The sequence below is a fragment of the Bordetella sp. BOR01 genome (assembly GCF_019218885.1).
In the GTDB taxonomy this organism is placed as follows: Bacteria; Pseudomonadota; Gammaproteobacteria; order Burkholderiales; family Burkholderiaceae_B; genus Bordetella_A.
In genome coordinates this window covers 401,259-418,068 of sequence record NZ_JAHUWT010000001.1, presented here as the reverse complement: position 1 = coordinate 418,068, position 16,810 = coordinate 401,259, and the positions used below count along the sequence as shown (strand labels likewise).

17 protein-coding genes and 1 tRNA gene are annotated in these 16,810 nt (G+C 62.3%); 10 read left to right on the top strand and 8 right to left on the bottom strand.

The features are described from left to right. Positions 1-27 precede the first annotated feature (27 nt). Complete coding sequence (locus KW845_RS01985; protein WP_218367499.1) at positions 28-828, bottom strand: SDR family oxidoreductase; 801 nt, start codon at positions 826-828, stop codon at positions 28-30. A gap of 102 nt (positions 829-930) precedes the next feature. On the opposite strand from KW845_RS01985, the gene KW845_RS01980 reads away from it, so the two are divergent. Beyond that, positions 931-1,644, top strand: a complete 714-nt coding sequence (locus KW845_RS01980) for a glutathione binding-like protein (RefSeq protein WP_218367498.1) — start codon at positions 931-933, stop codon at positions 1,642-1,644. Here KW845_RS01980 and KW845_RS01975 read toward each other — a convergent pair. After that, complete coding sequence (locus tag KW845_RS01975; RefSeq protein ID WP_218367497.1) at positions 1,641-2,561, bottom strand: LysR substrate-binding domain-containing protein; 921 nt, start codon at positions 2,559-2,561, stop codon at positions 1,641-1,643. The two genes, KW845_RS01980 and KW845_RS01975, sit on opposite strands and share 4 nt — an antisense overlap. Positions 2,562-2,640: 79 nt before the next feature. On the opposite strand from KW845_RS01975, the gene KW845_RS01970 reads away from it, so the two are divergent. Then, positions 2,641-3,291: a glutathione S-transferase family protein gene (locus KW845_RS01970; protein WP_218367496.1), complete on the top strand. Its 651-nt coding sequence runs from the start codon at positions 2,641-2,643 to the stop codon at positions 3,289-3,291. A 7-nt stretch (positions 3,292-3,298) separates the two neighbouring features. Here the strand turns inward: KW845_RS01970 and KW845_RS01965 are convergent, their stop codons facing one another. Beyond that, the gene (locus tag KW845_RS01965; protein WP_218367495.1) at positions 3,299-4,096 is read right to left on the bottom strand and encodes a class I SAM-dependent methyltransferase; all 798 of its coding nucleotides are present in this window, start codon (positions 4,094-4,096) and stop codon (positions 3,299-3,301) included. Continuing rightward, positions 4,093-4,659, bottom strand: a complete 567-nt coding sequence (locus KW845_RS01960) for a DUF2478 domain-containing protein (RefSeq protein ID WP_218367494.1) — start codon at positions 4,657-4,659, stop codon at positions 4,093-4,095. Before KW845_RS01960 ends, KW845_RS01965 begins: the two co-directional genes overlap by 4 nt. A 204-nt stretch (positions 4,660-4,863) precedes the next feature. Between KW845_RS01960 and KW845_RS01955 the strand changes: the two genes are divergently transcribed. Then, positions 4,864-4,939, top strand: a tRNA-Gly gene (locus tag KW845_RS01955). 394 nt (positions 4,940-5,333) lie between these two features. On the opposite strand, the gene KW845_RS01950 is transcribed toward KW845_RS01955, so the two are convergent. The 3 genes from KW845_RS01950 to KW845_RS01940 are packed head-to-tail and all read right to left on the bottom strand — an operon-like array spanning position 5,334 to position 9,005. Next, positions 5,334-6,095, bottom strand: coding sequence for an SDR family NAD(P)-dependent oxidoreductase (locus KW845_RS01950; protein ID WP_218367493.1), 762 nt, complete (start codon positions 6,093-6,095; stop codon positions 5,334-5,336). Positions 6,096-6,132: 37 nt separating this feature from the next. After that, the gene (locus tag KW845_RS01945; RefSeq protein WP_218367492.1) at positions 6,133-7,311 is read right to left on the bottom strand and encodes an acetyl-CoA C-acetyltransferase; all 1,179 of its coding nucleotides are present in this window, start codon (positions 7,309-7,311) and stop codon (positions 6,133-6,135) included. Between the two features lie 26 nt (positions 7,312-7,337). Further along, the gene (locus KW845_RS01940; protein WP_218367491.1) at positions 7,338-9,005 is read right to left on the bottom strand and encodes an enoyl-CoA hydratase/isomerase family protein; all 1,668 of its coding nucleotides are present in this window, start codon (positions 9,003-9,005) and stop codon (positions 7,338-7,340) included. A 140-nt stretch (positions 9,006-9,145) separates the two neighbouring features. On the opposite strand from KW845_RS01940, the gene KW845_RS01935 reads away from it, so the two are divergent. From KW845_RS01935 to KW845_RS01925, 3 genes are read left to right on the top strand one after another with little or no spacing between them, the layout of a single operon-like run. Next, complete coding sequence (locus tag KW845_RS01935; protein ID WP_218367490.1) at positions 9,146-9,778, top strand: TetR/AcrR family transcriptional regulator; 633 nt, start codon at positions 9,146-9,148, stop codon at positions 9,776-9,778. Positions 9,779-9,805: 27 nt separating this feature from the next. After that, entirely contained in the window at positions 9,806-10,960 is a 1,155-nt protein-coding gene (locus tag KW845_RS01930) for an iron-containing alcohol dehydrogenase (RefSeq protein WP_218367489.1), read from the top strand. Continuing rightward, a complete protein-coding gene (locus tag KW845_RS01925; protein ID WP_218367488.1) occupies positions 10,957-11,397 on the top strand; it encodes a thioesterase family protein in 441 nt (146 codons plus the stop codon). Before KW845_RS01930 ends, KW845_RS01925 begins: the two co-directional genes overlap by 4 nt. A gap of 37 nt (positions 11,398-11,434) precedes the next feature. On the opposite strand, the gene KW845_RS01920 is transcribed toward KW845_RS01925, so the two are convergent. Continuing rightward, entirely contained in the window at positions 11,435-12,331 is an 897-nt protein-coding gene (locus KW845_RS01920; protein ID WP_218367487.1) for a LysR substrate-binding domain-containing protein, read from the bottom strand. Between the two features lie 176 nt (positions 12,332-12,507). Here KW845_RS01920 and KW845_RS01915 point away from each other — a divergent pair, with 176 nt between their 5' ends. The 4 genes from KW845_RS01915 to KW845_RS01900 all read left to right on the top strand — a co-directional run bounded on the left by KW845_RS01915 (position 12,508) and on the right by KW845_RS01900 (position 16,656). Continuing rightward, positions 12,508-13,305: an enoyl-CoA hydratase/isomerase family protein gene (locus KW845_RS01915; RefSeq protein WP_218367486.1), complete on the top strand. Its 798-nt coding sequence runs from the start codon at positions 12,508-12,510 to the stop codon at positions 13,303-13,305. Positions 13,306-13,454: 149 nt separating this feature from the next. After that, a complete protein-coding gene (locus KW845_RS01910; protein ID WP_218367485.1) occupies positions 13,455-14,333 on the top strand; it encodes a tripartite tricarboxylate transporter substrate binding protein in 879 nt (292 codons plus the stop codon). A gap of 43 nt (positions 14,334-14,376) precedes the next feature. Continuing rightward, positions 14,377-15,345, top strand: a complete 969-nt coding sequence (locus tag KW845_RS01905) for a tripartite tricarboxylate transporter substrate binding protein (RefSeq protein ID WP_218367484.1) — start codon at positions 14,377-14,379, stop codon at positions 15,343-15,345. A gap of 45 nt (positions 15,346-15,390) precedes the next feature. Beyond that, positions 15,391-16,656, top strand: coding sequence for a CaiB/BaiF CoA-transferase family protein (locus KW845_RS01900; protein ID WP_218367483.1), 1,266 nt, complete (start codon positions 15,391-15,393; stop codon positions 16,654-16,656). Positions 16,657-16,810 lie beyond the last annotated feature (154 nt).

Genomic DNA, 16,810 nt, shown 5'->3' with positions numbered 1-16,810 from the left:
CCCCCGGGCCTGACGGCGGCCGCGCGGCTACAGCGCCGAATGGTCTCGCACGGCCTCGGCCAATGCCGGTTTCAGGCCCACGAAACGCTGGTCCAGCGCGCCTGGATCGGTGCGATTCTGCGCGATCATGGCCGCCCGTGTGTCGCCGCCGCGCACCACTTGCAAAGCCTCGGACTCGATGCCGTCGATGATGGCCTGCGCCACCACCGCGGCTGGCTCGCGCACAAAGCCCAGATCGGGGCCGGCACGCGATGACTGCATCATTGGAGTGTCGGTCGCGGCCGGGTACACCGTCATCACGTGCACGCCTTCACCCTTCAGTTCGCGGCGCAGCGCTTCACCAAAATGCGCCACGCCAGCCTTCACTGCAGCATAAGTGGTGTAGAACGGCACCCCCACCAAGGCGATGCCGGACGAGATATTGACGATCATGCCGCCGCCAGCGCGCAAACTGGGCAAGGCGGCACGCGCCAGCAGAATCGGCGCGGCCAGATTCACTTCGATCATGGCGCGGATGTCGGCTTCGGCTGTTTCTTCCAACCGGCCGGCCCTGACGCCGCCGGCGTTGTTGACCAGGATATCCAGCCCGCCCATGGCCTCGAGCGCGGCCTGCAAGGTATACACCCGGCCGGCGGCAGTGGCCACATCGGCGATCACGCCGTGCGCCTTGCCAGCGCCGCGCAGTTGCGTCAATGCCTGCTGCAGCGCCTCGGCGCGCCGACCCGTGATGAATACCCGCGCCCCGCGCGCCAGCAGCGCCTGGGCAGTGGCCAGGCCGATACCACTGGACCCGCCGGTAACCAGCACGTTCCTGCCTTCAATCTTCATATCGCTGCTCCTGGTTCAGCCCGTGATTTTCGGACTGGGCTGTTCATTTTAAAACGATCGATCTAGAATAAACCCGACGCTTGTGCGACACAAGGAAATCCAATGATCGAGCTGTACTACTGGCCCACGCCCAATGGGCACAAAATCACGCTGTTCCTGGAAGAAGCCGGCCTGCCCTACCGCATCCATCCCATCGATATCAGTGCGGGCGATCAGTTCAAGCCCGGGTTCCTGGCGTTTTCGCCCAACAACCGCATGCCGGCCATCATCGACCGCGCGCCGGCCGACGGCGGCGAGCCGGTCACGGTGTTCGAATCGGGCGCCATCCTGCTGTACCTGGCCGAGAAGACCGGGCGCTTCCTGCCGGCCGATGCACGTGGCCGCAAGACAGTGATGGAATGGCTGTTCTGGCAAGTGGGCGGGCTGGGGCCGATGGCCGGCCAGAACCATCATTTCGGGCTGTATGCGCCCGAGAAACTGCCTTATGCCATCGACCGCTATGTGAAGGAAACCAACCGCCTGTACGGCGTACTGGATCGCCGCCTGGAACAACACCCCTTCGTTGCGGGCAACGACTACACCATCGCCGACATGGCCTCGTATCCATGGATCGTGCCCTGGAAACGGCAGCAGCAAGAACTGGACGAATTTCCCCACTTGCGGCGCTGGTTCGACACGATACGCAACCGGCCGGCCACCGTGCGGGCCTATGCGCAAGGCGACCCCTACACTCACCGCCCGGCGGTGACCGAGGAAGGCAAGAAGATCTTGTTCGGGCAGACGGCGCAGCAGGTGCAGCAGGCCGCCGACCGTTAGGCGCCCGTGCCTGCAGCGGCGGCTTCGCGGCGCAGCCAGCGGCGTACCGCGCCGATGGCCTGCAGCTTGGCGCTGCCGGGCCGCCAGACCAGGTAATAGGCATGGACATCGGCAATGCCGATGTCCCACAGCCGCACCAGCCGGCCGGCCGCCAGATCGGGGGCCACCAGCGAACGGCGCGCCAGCGCCACGCCGGCACCGGACATGACGGCGTGCAGCAAGGCATCGGTGTCATCGAACTGCGGTCCGTGGACCGGTTCGACCATGTCCACACCCGCGGCCTGGAACCAGGGCTCCCAGGGCTGCCAGGTATGCCGCAGCAAGGTGCAGCGCGCCAAGTCGCGCGGCGCGCGCAGCCGGCGGCCGCGCCGGTACGCGGGGCTGGCCACCGGAAACACTTCTTCGTCCATCAAGCGCTCGCTTTCCAGGCCCGGCCAGGCGCCCGGCCCGTACCGCAAGGCCAGGTCGATGCCGTCGCGCCCATTCAAGCGGGCCAGCGCAGTGCTGGGGCGTACATCGAGCTCGATGCCGGGATGGGCCGCCAGGAAGCGCGGCACGCGCGGCGCCAGCCAGCGCTGCGCGAAAGCCGGCAATACGCTCAGTACCAGCCGCTGGGGCGGTGCCGCACCGGGCGCATTGCGCGGGCCGGTATCGGCACGGCTGAAAGCCCGCTCGAGCACGGTCAGGCCTTGGCGCGCCTGCAACGCCAGCGCCTGCGCATGCGCGGTCGGCGCGACCCCCTGGTGTTCGCGGACGAACAATGGCGTGCCCAGCGTGGACTCGAGCCGCCGGATATGCTGGCTGACGGCGCCCTGGGTCAAGGCCAGTTCATCGGCCGCACGCGTGAAACTGCGCAGCCGTACCGCCGCCTCGAAGGCGCGCAGGGTCTGCAATGGGGGAAGGTGTCGGCTGGCCATGCGCCCATTAATATCACTACTACCCAGCTCTCACAAATCTTGGTTTGCGGCGACGCTGGGCGGCCCCTAGACTGGCCGCATGGACTACCGACTTTTCTATTCCCCCGGCGCCTGCTCCATGGCGGCGCATATCGCCTTGCAGGAAGTGCAGGCCCCCTACACGCTGGAACTCGTCGACGTGGCGACGCGCGCGAATTACCGGCCCGAGTACCTGGCCATCAACCCCAAGGCGCGCGTGCCTGCATTGGGTATTCCCGGCCAGCGCCGCGTGCTGACGGAGCTGCCTGCCATCTTGACCTACCTGGCGCAGCAGCATCCCCAGGCAGGCTTGCTGCCATCCGGCGACCCGGTCGGGATCGCACGTTGCCAGGAATGGTTGGCATGGCTGTCGGGCTGGGTGCACGGCGCCGGCTATGGCGGCATCTGGCGGCCCGAACGCTACAGTGGCGACACCGCGCACTACGAAGGTATCGGTGCCCAGGGACGGCGCACCGTCATCGATGCCTATCGCGTCATCGACCAGCAGTTCGCCGACGGCAGGCATCAGGCACTGGCCAGCGGCTATTCGGTGGTCGATCCGTTCCTGCTGGTGCTGTACCGCTGGGGCAACCGGATCGGGCTGGACATGCGCGCCGACTATCCCGCCTGGAGCGCCGCCAGCATGCAGATGGCCAGGCGGCCCGCCGTGCAAGCCGTACTGCAGCGCGAAGCCGTCTCGCTGGACGGTTGAAGCCGCATCAAGCGCCGGCGTCTTTCTGCCAGTGAATGAACGCCCAGCGCAGCGGTGCACCGATGCGATCGCGCGGCGATGCGTCGTCATACCAGGCCCGCAGGCGCTGGCGCTCGCGGTCGTCCAGGCCGCCCATCGAACGGGCCACGCGGCGCGCATAGTCGTCGAAGTCAGGCGCGGCGGCCAACTGGCTTTCCACGGTGATGTAATCCAGCGTCGGATAGATGCCCATGCCGTGCAGGATGTTGATCACGTAGATGTAGTCGGGCATGGCCGGCCGCGTGCGGCCGACGATCTGCTGGATGGCCGGATCGATGAAATGGCCGCCCGCCAGGTGCGTCAGGTAGACGCGCAGGCGGGCCTTGGCATGCAGCTTGGCCAGTGCGGCGGCCATGTCTTCGACCACGGTGGATCGCGAAGCCACCACGATGTCGCATATCGGGACGTCGGACCAGTCGTCTTCCCAGGCGCGCAATATTGGCCGCACATTGGCCAGCCCCTGGGCCTGGGCATTGTGCACCAACGCATCGAGCATGGCGGAGCTGTAGTCCAGGCCCACCACCTGCTCCAGCCGTGCTGCCAGCGGCAAGGCCAGGGTGCCCGGCCCGCAGCCGACATCCAGCAGCGTATGCGCGCCATCCAGGTGCATGCGGGCGATGAAATCCTGCGCGTAGCGGCTGACCGTCATGCGTTGCGCCAGTTCGCCCGCACGCCTGTCCCAAGCCTGGGGCGGCTTGGGCTGGGCCCGGGCCTCGGCCAGGTGCTGACGATACAGTTGCGCGAAATCAAGGGATGCAATAGTCATGTCGCGGCGTCCGGCTGGCCGGCGGCGGCATAGCCGTTCGCCAGTTGTTCGAACCAGGCTTGCAGGGGCGCGCGCGCCACGGGCAATTCCAGGCCCGCCTGCCCGGTGAACCGGCGCCAGTCTGGCAGCAGCACCGCAGACACGACAGTAACCAAGGGAATGCCTTCGCTCATCAGGGCCAGCATTTCCTGGGCGAAGCCGCCGCCGGCGGCCTCGATGGCGCCGAAGCGGTTGACGATGACCAGTTCCGCGCGCGCTTGCAAGGCGGCACGCAGCACATGGCTGGCGGCCGCCAGGGCTCCCGGATCCAGGCTGCAGGCACGCGAGCCGGGGCCCAGGTCTTGCGACAGGCCGTACAGCCGGCCCGAACGCAGGTCGGACAACTGGCGCTGCGGCCTGCCGCCGCCACGCGGCACGATTTCATGCTGCACCAGCCCATGCAGCCGCCGGCCCTGCGCCAGCAGGTCGCGGGCGAAGTCCGCCAACAAGGTGTCGGCGCCGCGCGACGAAGGGCCATAGACCAGCGCGGCAACAGGAGCAGAGAAAGCGGGGCTGAAGGCCATCGGAAGATGGGCCGGCGGCAGGCGCCACGGCCGGATGCGCAAGAAATATGGGCCCACTGTATACGTCCTGCCGTCCGCCTGAAAGCCTTGCCCTTGGCCCAGGATGGCCAGACAATGGCAAGACGCAAAAAACGATGCTATAATCTTGGTCTTTGGTGCCCGCCCCTGAAACTTCGCGTAACAGGCTAGGCAACAGCCAAATACGCGGGAGTAGCTCAGTTGGTAGAGCGCAACCTTGCCAAGGTTGAGGTCGCGAGTTCGAGACTCGTCTCCCGCTCCAGAATTATTTATTGTCCATGGGCATCCACTGACGTCCATGGATGATTGAAAAAAGGCCGAAAACTTCGCGTTTCGGCCTTTTTTGTTTCCAGCGACGTCCGCTGATGTCCGCCTGCACCAAGCGATTTAAGGCCATTTTTGAATCCATTTCTTGGGCCGCACTCCCGCAAGCCGCGGCGCTTCCTGCGTGAAGCACCGCAATTGCGCGATCAGACTCGCGTCCTGTACCCAGTCGCAAATGCAGCGGATTTTCGGCAAGAGCGTCCTGCCTAGGCTGGGCAGGAATCTGCCCATGACGATCTCGCAGTTGACTGCCCTGCCGCAAGAGGCCGTCGACGTTGTCGTCGAGTATCTCGCCGATCTTTCGTACGACGCAGGGTCGGGAGTTCGCGGAACTATCGCGGCCCCATCCGAATCGCGCCGTCCAGACGGATGACTTCGCCGTTGAGCATCTCGTTGTTGAGTACGTGCTGCACCATAAGAGCGAAGTCGCGCGGCTCGCCCAGTCGGGACGGGAAAGGCACCGAGGCCGCCAGACCCTGGCGGACCTCCAACGAAAGATCCATCAGCAACGGTGTCGAGAAAATTCCGGGCGCGATGGTGACACACCGGATGGCGCTGCGCGCAAGGTCACGGGCTACGGGCAACGTCATTCCAACGATTCCCGCCTTCGACGCTGCATAGGCGGCCTGGCCGATTTGGCCATCGAATGCGGCAACGGATGCCGTGTTGACGATCACGCCGCGCTCGCCGCTCGGCGTCGGCTCCTGGTGCGACATCAGTTGGGCGCCCAGGCGGATCATGTTGAACGTCCCCACGAGGTTGACCCGCACGATCCGCTCGAAGCTCTCCAGCGCGTGTGGCCGCTCCTTGCCCACAACCCGCTCCGGTCCGGCAATGCCGGCGCAGTTGACGAGCCCGCGCAGCGCACCCCTGGATGCCGCGAATTCGAACACCCGGGACGCATCGGCTTCGGACGTGATGTCGCACTTGACGAAATGCTGCTTGATTTGGCCGGCCAGGGCCCGGCCGCGCTCTTCATCGCGGTCGGCAATGACAACGGTGGCGCCCTGGTCGCCCAGCAGCCGCACGACTCCGGCACCCAGCCCGGACGCGCCGCCCGTGACGACATAGATTTGTTGCGTGGTGATTTCCAAGATTGAACCTTTCTGCAGCGTGGATTTTTCTGCGGCGTCAGAGCCGCTCGATGACCGTCACATTCGCCATGCCGCCGAACTCGCACATGGTCTGCAGGCCGTAGCGCTTGCCGCTCTGGCCCAGCGCGTGAACCAGCGTGGTCATCAGCCGCGCCCCGGACGCGCCCAGAGGGTGACCAAGGGCAATGGCGCCGCCACGCGCATTCACGCGCGCGGGGTCCGCGCCTGTCGCCTGGAGCCAGGCCAGCGGAACACAGGCGAATGCCTCGTTGACCTCGAACAGGTCGATGTCGTCGACGTCCAGGCCGATTTTTCCCAGAGACCGCAGGGTCCCGTGGATGGGGGCATCCAGCATGATCACCGGATCGTGGGCGTACAGGCCGAGATGATGAATCCGCGCCAGCGGTTCGACCCCCAGCTTTTTCAACCCGGCGCGGCTGACGATCATGATGGCGGCGGCGCCATCCGTGATCGGACTTGCGTTGGCAGCGGTTGTCACGCCGGTCTCGGTCAGCCCCTTGACCTGAGAGATGGCTTCGAGAGAGGCATTGAACCGGATACCTTCATCCGCGTCGTGCATTCCGTCGAGAGCGCCCGCGTCGCGGGACATGGCCTGCAAGGGGATGATTTCGTTGCGGAACTCTCCCGCCCGTGATGCCGCGGCGGCGCGACAGTGGCTCTGGTACGCATACTCGTCCAACAGGTCCCTGGTCAGCTTGTACTTCGCAGCAAGCATCTCGGCCCCCATAAACTGGCTAAAGCGTTCTCCTGCGTAGCGCGAGTCCAGGGCTGGACTCATGTAGCTTCCGAACCCGTTCTTCTCCACCAGGTCGGTAGCCGTTCCCATGGGAACGCGGCTCATACTTTCGACGCCGGCGGCAATAACGACGTCCATCGTCCCGGACATGACGGCCTGGGCGGCGAAGTGAATCGCCTGCTGCGACGAACCGCACTGGCGATCCACGGAAGTCCCGGGGACAGACTCGGGCAGGCGGGATGCCAGCACCGCATTTCGGGCAACGTTGAGCGCCTGTTCACCGGCCTGCCCGACGCAACCGATGATCACGTCCTCGATGACGGCGGGATCTGCACCGGCATCAGCCACAACAGCGTCCAACATCTTCGCGCCCAGATCCACGGGGTGCCATCCCGAGAGGCGTCCGTTGCGTCGGCCGCTAGCGGCACGGACAGCAGAGACGATAAAAGCTTCCGACATAGGTTTCCTTGTTTGGTTGGTACTTATCAGTTCGCTTGGTGTTGACGGTGATCCGCGTAGAACAACGGGCCGCCAAGGTGGCGCGGAAAGCCGTAGCCGATGACGCAAAGTACGTCCAGATCGTCTTGCCGGGCGACGGCGCCCTGTTCTGCGATGTCACGTGCGGTGTACGCGAGCTTGAGGTTCAGTCTCTCCACGGCAGCCAGGGCCTCGGAGCTCGCCGGCCCGGATTGCCGGTGGTTCAGGGCCAGCAACGGACCGGTGGTGTACCCCGATGCGGCGAGGGCATTGGCCAAATCCGCTTCGGCCAATCCGCCCGCGCGCAGCCGGCCGGCCTCTTCTCGGAAGGCGCTGAGCAGGCGCGGCCCGGACGGCCCCAATCCCCCCAGCGCAAACACACTGGGAAGTCCCATTAGCTTGCCGAGCGCGGCGAGCATCGCCATAGCGCTGTCCGCGGTGTGGCTACCACCCACAATCTCCAGGATGGAAGACGCGCCCCTGTCTTCTTTCATGTAGAGGCCCACAGCCTTGTCGGGGCTTGGCAACAGGTGCGCGACCGAATCCACCAAAGACGGTTCGGCGGCGAGCACATACACGGCATCAGGATGCAAGTACCCTTGCACCCTCTCGAAGGCCGCAGACGACTGCGAAACATCCTTCGAAACCGGGTCGATGATCAGATCGGGCCGCAGATCCACTGGCACCTCGCCCTCTTCATGGACTGCGACGCCCGCCCGGACCAGCAAATTCTTGAGGCGTTCAGCAATGCCATTGCCATCCGCGTTGCCGATCATCAAGACAGAGCTGACACTCCGCGGTTTGCCCTGCTGCGGTGCGGCCAGTTTTCCCGCCGCACGCTCGGCAAAGAAGAGGTGACGCATCGCCAGTGAGCTCGGCGATTCGAGAAGATCCAGGAACAGAACGCGCTCGTACTGGAGTCCTTCCTCGAATGTCATGTGCGTGCTGGCTCGAATTGCCTGGACGCAACTGAGCAAGGCAGGCAAATGCGAGCTTTGCCGCTGGGCGCCTGAGAGGGAGTCGACCAGCAACTGCTCATGACCTGCCGTCTCCACCCGCAGGCACCGCCCATCGGTGACCGGGTCCGAGCAAGCCAGGACCGACTCCATCACCCTGCAGGCTTCAGCGGCTGCGTCACTGGCAGTGCTGCCGTCAGCGGTCGCCGCAAAGAAGCGGGTGTGGCGCAGCCGATCCGGGCGACAGGCAGATCCTTCCAGAATCATGTCCAGCGCCGTTGGAATGTCGGTCAGTCGAGGAAGCAACTGCGTCCCGCCTGCCCCCGGCATCAATCCCAGCTTGATCTCCGGCAGCCCGATGGTCGCGTTCTGCGTGGCAACGCGGAAGTGGCAGCCCATGGCCAGTTCCAGCCCCCCGCCCAGCGCAATCCCATGGATGGCCGCCACCACCGGCTTCGCACTGCTTGCAATCATCCTGATCACAGTCGTGAGATGAGGCTCTTCAGCCTCCATGGGCGTGCCGAACTCTCGCAAGTCGGCTCCCCCCGAAAAGCCCGGACTCGTCCCCACAAGAACGACATAGCGGGCCCTTCCGTTAGCTTGCGCAGTGGCCAGACCATCAACGATCCGGCGTCTGACTGCGTGGCTCAGGCCGTTGACGGGCGGGTTGTCGATCTCAACAAAGAAGGCACCAGGAAACTGTCGCTTCAGGTTTTTCATTTGAATTTATATTCAATCACAATATTTTCAAGTAATTAATCATACTTTAAATTACAATGCAAATTAGAAACTGCAACTAAATCTTCAAGAGACGGGGTTGGCTAAGATCTGCCTCCTGTCCCATCCACCTTCACCACACTATGAAGACGACGAGCGCCAAAAAGACCCCGGGCCGCTGGCAAGGCGAGGTCAGTTCGGCTGAAGAGCAGTACCTTCGCAAGCGAGCCATCATCGTTCGCGAGGCGGGCCGGCTTTTCAGCGCCAACGGGTTCCACAACACGTCGCTGGACGACATCGCGTTGCAGCTCGGCGTTACCAAGACGTCGATCTATCACTACTTCAAGAACAAGAACGATGTCCTGCTGGCCTGCTTCGACGTCGGCTTTGACACGGCCGACCGCGCCCTGGACATGGCCACCGCGCAAGGCGGAACTGGGTTGGACCAAATGTCCACCTTCGTCCTGCACTACACCGCCAACATCTTGGCCGAGCTGGGCGCCTGTGCGGCCGCGCTAGAGCTCAAGTCGGTGCCCGCGGACGAATTCCCGGCAATCCGCAAGCGGATGCGCGCGTTCGACCACCGTATCCGCGCCGTGGTACTGGCCGGCATTGCGGATGGCAGCATTGCGGACATGCAGCCTATGCTTTTCATCACCTGGGTGATGGCGGCCGTGACGACGCTTCCCAAGTGGTTCCAGCCCGACGGGAAGCTCTCGGCCCAGGAAGTTTCCGAGCAGTACGCGCAGATCGCGCGCCGCATGCTTGTCCGCTGAGCACCCACATTTGCACAGGACCCTTTGATGCTTGATTTCGGTTTCAACAGCACGCGTTCGATCGTGGTCGAGTATGGAGGCGCCGCGCGCCTGGCCGATCGGATCGCGGAGATGGGTTACCGCAATGTGCTGATGGTCACCGACCCCGGCGTCGTCAAGGCGGGCCTGCTCGACCCGGTCTTGGCCGGATTCACAAAACGCCCCGAGTTGAGAGTGGTCACTTTTTCGGACGTCCAGGCCGATCCCCCTGAAGAGGTCATCCTGGCGGCAGCGGCGGCCGCGCGGGGCCACTCTGCCGACTGTGTCGTGGGGTTTGGGGGCGGCAGCTCCCTGGATGCCGCCAAGCTGGCCGCCCTCCTTGCCGGAAGCGGCGAAGCGTTGAGTTCCATCTATGGCGTGAACCAGGCGCGGGGGCCGCGGCTACCGCTGATCCTCGTCCCAACCACTGCCGGCACCGGCTCCGAGGCAACCCCCATCTCCATAGTGACAACAGGAGAAGGTGAAAAAAAAGGCGTCGTTTCCCCCAGCCTGCTACCTGACCTCGCCCTTCTGGACGCCGAACTGACACTCGGCTTGCCCACACCGATCACGGCGGCAACCGGCATCGATGCAATGGTACATGCCATCGAGGCCTACACCAGCAAGCGGTTGAAGAACCCGATCTCAGACGCGTTCGCATGCGAGTCACTGCGGCTCATGTCGACCTCGCTACACAAGGCCTGCCGCATGGGTAGCGATCGTCAGGCCCGGGAGAACCTCATGCTTGGCGCCTGCATGGCCGGCATGGCCTTTGCGAATGCCCCGGTCGCCGCGATCCATGCCCTGGCCTATCCGGTCGGCGCCCGCTTCCACGTCCCGCATGGCCTCTCAAATGCGTTGATGCTCGGCCCCGTCCTGCGATTCAACCAGGAGGCTGCGCTGCCCCTGTACGCCAAACTGCAAGACGTCGTCAGGCCAGGGACGACAGGAAGCGAGGCGCAGAGAGCTTCAGCGTTCTGCGCCTACATGGCCCGGCTCAGCGGCGAACTCGGCCTTCCTGTTCGGCTGCGCGATGTAGGGATCCAGGAATCCGATGTCCCACAACTGGCAGCCGATGCCATGAACCAGACTCGCCTGCTAGTCAACAACATGCGGGAACTCACCCTGGCTGATGCGCACGCACTGTATGCGGAAGCTCTATGAGCCGGGCCGAAGCGCCCCGCAGAGATATCTACCGATGCTTTGTCACCATCCCAACCCGATGGACAGACAACGATGTGTACGGGCACGTCAACAACATCGTCTACTACGCATTCTTTGACACCGCGATCAACAGGCGGTTGATCGAAAAAGGTGTATTGGATCTTGCAGGCAGCGCGACGGTTGGCCTCGTCGTTGAAAGCAAGTGCACCTATTTCTCTTCACTGGCGTTTCCGAACGACGTGCAGGTTGGCCTGCGAGTGCTGCACCTGGGCACGAGCAGCGTGCGCTATGAGGTCGGCATTTTCCGTAGGGACGCACAGGTCGCCAGCGCAGTGGGCGAGTTCGTTCACGTCTACGTCAAGCGCGGCGATAACCGCGCCACGCCAATCCCGGATGACGTGCGCGTGACACTGCTGGAGCTCATGGTTCCTGCCTGAACGTGGCCGCCGGCGCCGCGTCGAGGGCTCCATGGCTCTAGCGCCTATTGCTGAGCCTCGGGGGAACTCCAAACAGGGTCAGCAGACGTGGCAACACTGCGACCCGACTCTCAGGGTTCCAGACAATGGAATAGGATAGCTCAGGACGCACGCCTTGAATGGGTCGCAGCTCCACGCCTTGTACTGCGGCTCGCGCAAGCGTTCGTGGAACCAGTGCCACGGCGCCAGTCGTTGCGACAAGACCGAGTACCGTGAGCAGATGACGCGCATAGTGGCGCAAGCGGGGATTGAAACCAGCGGCGACGCAAGCACTGATGGTCAGGTCGAAGTAGCCCGGTGCCAGCTCTCGCGACACAATCACGAAATCCTCACCAGCCAACGAACTCAGAGAAATCGAGCGGCGCTTTGCGAAGCGATGCGATGTCGGCAAGGCAACCATCATCTGCGGACGACCGAACTCGAACGATGTCAATCCGGGAAGATGCCGCGGTGGTTGAGCGAAGCCCAGATCGATTCCATCATTGCGAAGTTCGCCCAGTTGCTCTGACGTACCCATTTCTGTCCAGTCGCATGTCAGATCGGGAAGCCGATCCCGCTGCACCTGAATCAGGTGTTCAATACCCATGAACATGACGGATGCGTTGAATCCTATCCGCACCGTCGAGAAGTCTCCATGGGTTACACGGCCAACAATCGTGGCGGCCTTCTCGGCATGCGCCAGGATTTTTCGGGCTTCTACCACCAATGCCTCGCCAGCGGCAGTTCGTTGGACACCGTGAGATCCACGCTCGAATAGGCGTGCCCCGAGTTCGCTTTCGAGCTGGGCGATCTGCTTGCTCAACGGAGGCTGCGTGATGTGCAGCCGTGCCGCAGCCCGACCGAAATGCAATTCCTCTGCAAGAACGATGAAGCTGCGTAGTGTCTTGAGTTCCATCTGTACCTCCGAGCGTCGATTCAAAATTGGAATCGCAGACGATTCTAAAAGAGATTGGACGACTAACGGTGCGCACTGCAAGATAGTAAGGAACGAGGCGTCACATACACAGCGAGCCAGATCGATCTAGTGGAAGTACCGCCTCCTCTTTGCAATCTGACCTAGAAGGAAGTGACATGTCGGAAAATCAGGTCGGCAAGGCATTCGCCGAAGCGGGAAAGCACGGCACCACGACGATATATATTGACAATCCAGGACATCGCAATGCCCTGAACAACCAGCTGATCGATCAGCTGACTGAGTTGTTCGGGGAATGCGCTCGCAACCCAGACTGCCGGGTCATCGTCCTTCGCGGATCCGGCGGAATTTTCTGCGCGGGTCGGGAACTTCGAGATTTGCTTGCCCTGCAGTCTGCCCCGATCAGCGTTGCGGAGGAAACCTACCAGAGACTTCGCCGCCTCAATGAGGCCGTCTACTTCTGCACCAAACCGACGGTGGCTGTCATTGAGGGTTACGCGTTCGGCGCTGGTGCGACGGTTGCCAGCTGGTGCGATCTGGTGATCGGCGAGAAGGACGCGTTCATTTGCTATCCGGAGGCGCATCGAGGCGTTCCACCCTCTCCTGCGGTGATGGCGCTGATACGCGGCATTGGCAGGAAGCACGCGATGGATCTGTTGCTGACGGGGCGTCGAGTTCCAATGCAGGAAGCAGTGGAGATCGGGATAGCGACACGGGCAGTTTCCAGGGAACAGCTGGAGGATGAACTTGAACGCCTGACGGCGTCTCTTCTTCGTGGAAGTCCGGAAGCACAGCGACGCACGAAGGAGTTCATCTGGCAATGCGAGGACGCCGGCCTGCGCGCTGGAATTGACAGCGCCGTTCAGAACATCAGCTTCGGACTTCTTTCGACCGACGCGCGCGAAGGCGTGACCGCATTCCTGGAGTCGCGCGCTCCCGCATGGTCACCCGTGTAGTCGGCAACAGCGCCCTTCGAAAAATATAGAAGAAACTTAGGAGACAACACATGTTGAGGCGAGAATTCCTCCAGACGGCCGCGTCTGGTGCCGCGGTAGCGCTCATTCCTTGCGTAGGACGTGCGCAGGAAGCTTTCCCGAGTCGGCCAATGAAACTTGTCGTACCCTACTCCGCAGGAGGCCCAACAGATGTCGTGGGCCGCCGATACGCAGAGAAAGTCGGTGAAATGCTGGGGCAGCCCGTCATTGTCGAGAACCGAACCGGGGCTGGCGGAACCATTGGCTCGAACGCGGTGGCGAAGGCGGCCCCTGATGGCTACACACTGCTGTTTGGCTCGTCCTCTTCTCATGTGACAAGTCCACTGATGCTGCGCCAGCCGCCCTATGATCCGTTGAAAGATTTCACGCTCATCAACATCGGAGTCTTGCCACTCGTCCTGGTGGTACGCACGGGACTTCCCGCACAAAACTTCACGGACTTCATGAACCTGTTGCATGCCAATCCCGGCAAGTATACGTTCGGATCGGGAGGTGTGGGCAGCATCAATCATCTGGCTGGCGAACTGCTGAAGATGCGCGCGGGCGTTGATGCCTTGCACGTCCCCTTCCAAGGCACGAACCCGGCGCAGGTGGCATTGATGGCTGGCCAGATCGACTTTCTGTTTGATACCGTCGCATCTGCGATGCCACAGCAGCAAGCAGGCAGACTGAAGATCATTGCCACACTCAGCGAGCGTCGGTCGGCGAGCGCTCCTGACATTCCCACAACTATCGAGTCCGGTATCCCCGACTCATCGGTCGTGACCGTCAACTTTCTGGCTATGCCTTCCACGGTTCCGGCGCGTGTCGTTACCAGGTTGGTGGACGCAACGAAGAAGGTTATGGCCGACCCAACAATGCTGGATGCCCTGACCAAGATGGGTATCGAGCCTATCGCAAATACAGATCCCGTGAGCTCGGCGCAGTTCGTGGCTTCGGAAATCTCACGCTGGGCACCTATCGTCAAGGCCACGGGTGTATCTATCTGAGGCGATGTCGCCCAAAATCCAGAACGAATAAAAGGAGACAAACATGCAAAGGCGACAGGCCCTGCTGGCCGCGGCGGCGATCGGCATACTTTCCTCCACAGCACGTGCACAGGGAACTTACCCAACCCGGCTAATCAAATTGGTGGTTCCAGCGCCCGCCGGTGGACCGACCGACGTGTTCGCGCGCCGGTATGCGGAGAGGCTTCGCGAAATAGTGGGCCAGCCTGTCGTTGTAGAAAACCGGGCTGGCGCTGGCACGACCTTGGGTGCCAACGCAGTGGCCAAGGCGCTGCCGGATGGCTACACCCTGCTATTCGGAACGTCGTCATCCCATGTGACAAGCCCCTTGATGCTTCGTCAGTGCCCTTACGATCCATTGAAAGACTTCTCAATGTTCATAGTGGGTGTGGTACCCCTGGTTCTGGCAGTACGCCCAGATCTTCCAGCCCAGAATTTCCAGGATTTCCTAAAGCTCGTTCGTGGCGCTCCAGGCAAGTACACATTCGGTTCCGCAGGACCGGGCAGTATCAATCATCTTGCAGGAGAGCTTCTCAAACTTCGGGCGGGTCTGGATGCGCTTCACATACCCTTTCGGGGAACAAATCCAGCCCAGGTGGCATTGATGTCCGGGCAGATTGATTTCCTGTGCGATACGTTTGGAACAGCGCTGCCGCAGCATCAGGCCGGCAAGCTACGGATCATAGCCACGCTCGGAGAGCAGCGATCGGCAAGTGCGCCGGAGATACCAACAACAATCGAATCGGGAATCCCTGACTCGTCTGCCGTGACCGTCAATCATGTCGCAATGCCTGCCAGGGTACCCCCCGCAGTCCTGCATAGATTGACAGAAGCGACCCGCAAGGTGATGTCTGACCCAGAGTTGGCCGAATCGCTTTCGAAGATGGGGATCGAGCCGGTAGCCGATCCCGACCCGGTTCGCTCGGCTCGGTTTATCGCTGCTGAAATAGCGCGATGGACGCCCATCATCAAAGCCAGCGGTGTATCTATCTGACTTCGTTAGGCTCGTGTACTACTACTATTTACGGGAGAAAGTTTAATGCCAACTAGAAGCGCCGCCGCTACGCCTGGCGATGTTCAACAAGGGGGTGAAGCCGTTCGCGCCCTTGACGGTGTTCGCGTTATTGATATGGCAAGATTGCTCGCTGGCCCGTTGGCGGCACAGCATCTTGCAGATCTTGGCGCAGAGGTGGTAAAGATTGAGCGCCCCGGAGAAGGCGACGACAGCAGAAACTGGGAACCATCTTTTGAATCCTCCGGAGAGCGTCTTTCCGCGCCGTTCTGCGCTGCGAATCGAGGCAAGAAATCCGTGACCATTGACTTCGCGCGTCCCGATGGCGCAAAGCTTGTGCAGGACCTGATCGCCGATGCTGATGTTCTGATCGAAAACTACAAGACAGGCACGCTAACGCGCTACGGCTTGGGTTATGAGCAGATCAAAGAGATCAACCCACGCATCGTCTATTGCTCTATCACTGGTTTTGGTCAGACTGGCCCATACCGTCTACGTGCGGGGTACGACACAATTATGCAGGCCATCGGTGGGTTAATGAGCGTCACCGGAGAGAGAGACGGATTGCCAGGAGCCGGCCCTTTGCGCGCCGGCGTGCCCGTCATCGATTTCATGACGGGCATCTATGGCGCCTTGGCGGTTGTTGCAGCTTTGCGTCAACGCGACGCAACAGGAAAGGGGCAATACATCGACCTCGCCTTGCTCGACGTGGAAGTGTCTGCATTGTCCTATTTTGGTGTGAACTATCTCGCATCCGGCATCGTGCCGCAGCGAGTGGGCAACTCGAACCCGGTGACCTACCCGAGCGGGAAATTTGAGGCGTCGGACGGATCGATCGTCCTGCTTATCGGCAACGATCGCCAGTTCATCAAATTATGCGCCGAGATCGGCCGAGACGATTTGCCGGCCGATGCGCAGTTCGCTACATCGCCTGAGCGCGTGCGAAATGCGGCCAGGCTGGATCAGATCATCTCTCCGATCCTCGCCTCTCGCGAGTCTGCACACTGGGTTTCGGCATTGGAAGCACGGGGGGTACCTTGCGCGCAAATCAATGACCTCAAGAGCGTGTTCGAAGATCCTCAGGTGAACGCACGTGGCAATGTAGCGCGCACCCGTCACGCGCGCTTGGGAGAGATCCCTCTACTGACCAGTCCGATGCGGATGACGTGCAATCCCATCTCTTACGACATTGCTCCACCAACGCTTGGTGAGCACAACGACGAGGTACTTGGCCATTTGCCGGGAATGAGTGCAGAGCGTCTGGCAACGCTTAAGGCCAGCGGGGTCGTTTGAGCGCTTCCTTGCCTCGGCGGCTACTGTCGTCGCGTCAGGGGCAGCGGAACGGCCGTCAGGCGATCCAGGTTGGGTGCGGTGCCGCGTAACGCAAGGAGAAGTTTTGGAAGCCTACACACATTCTGAAAGAGCGGGATCCAGTACGCAGCCAAGC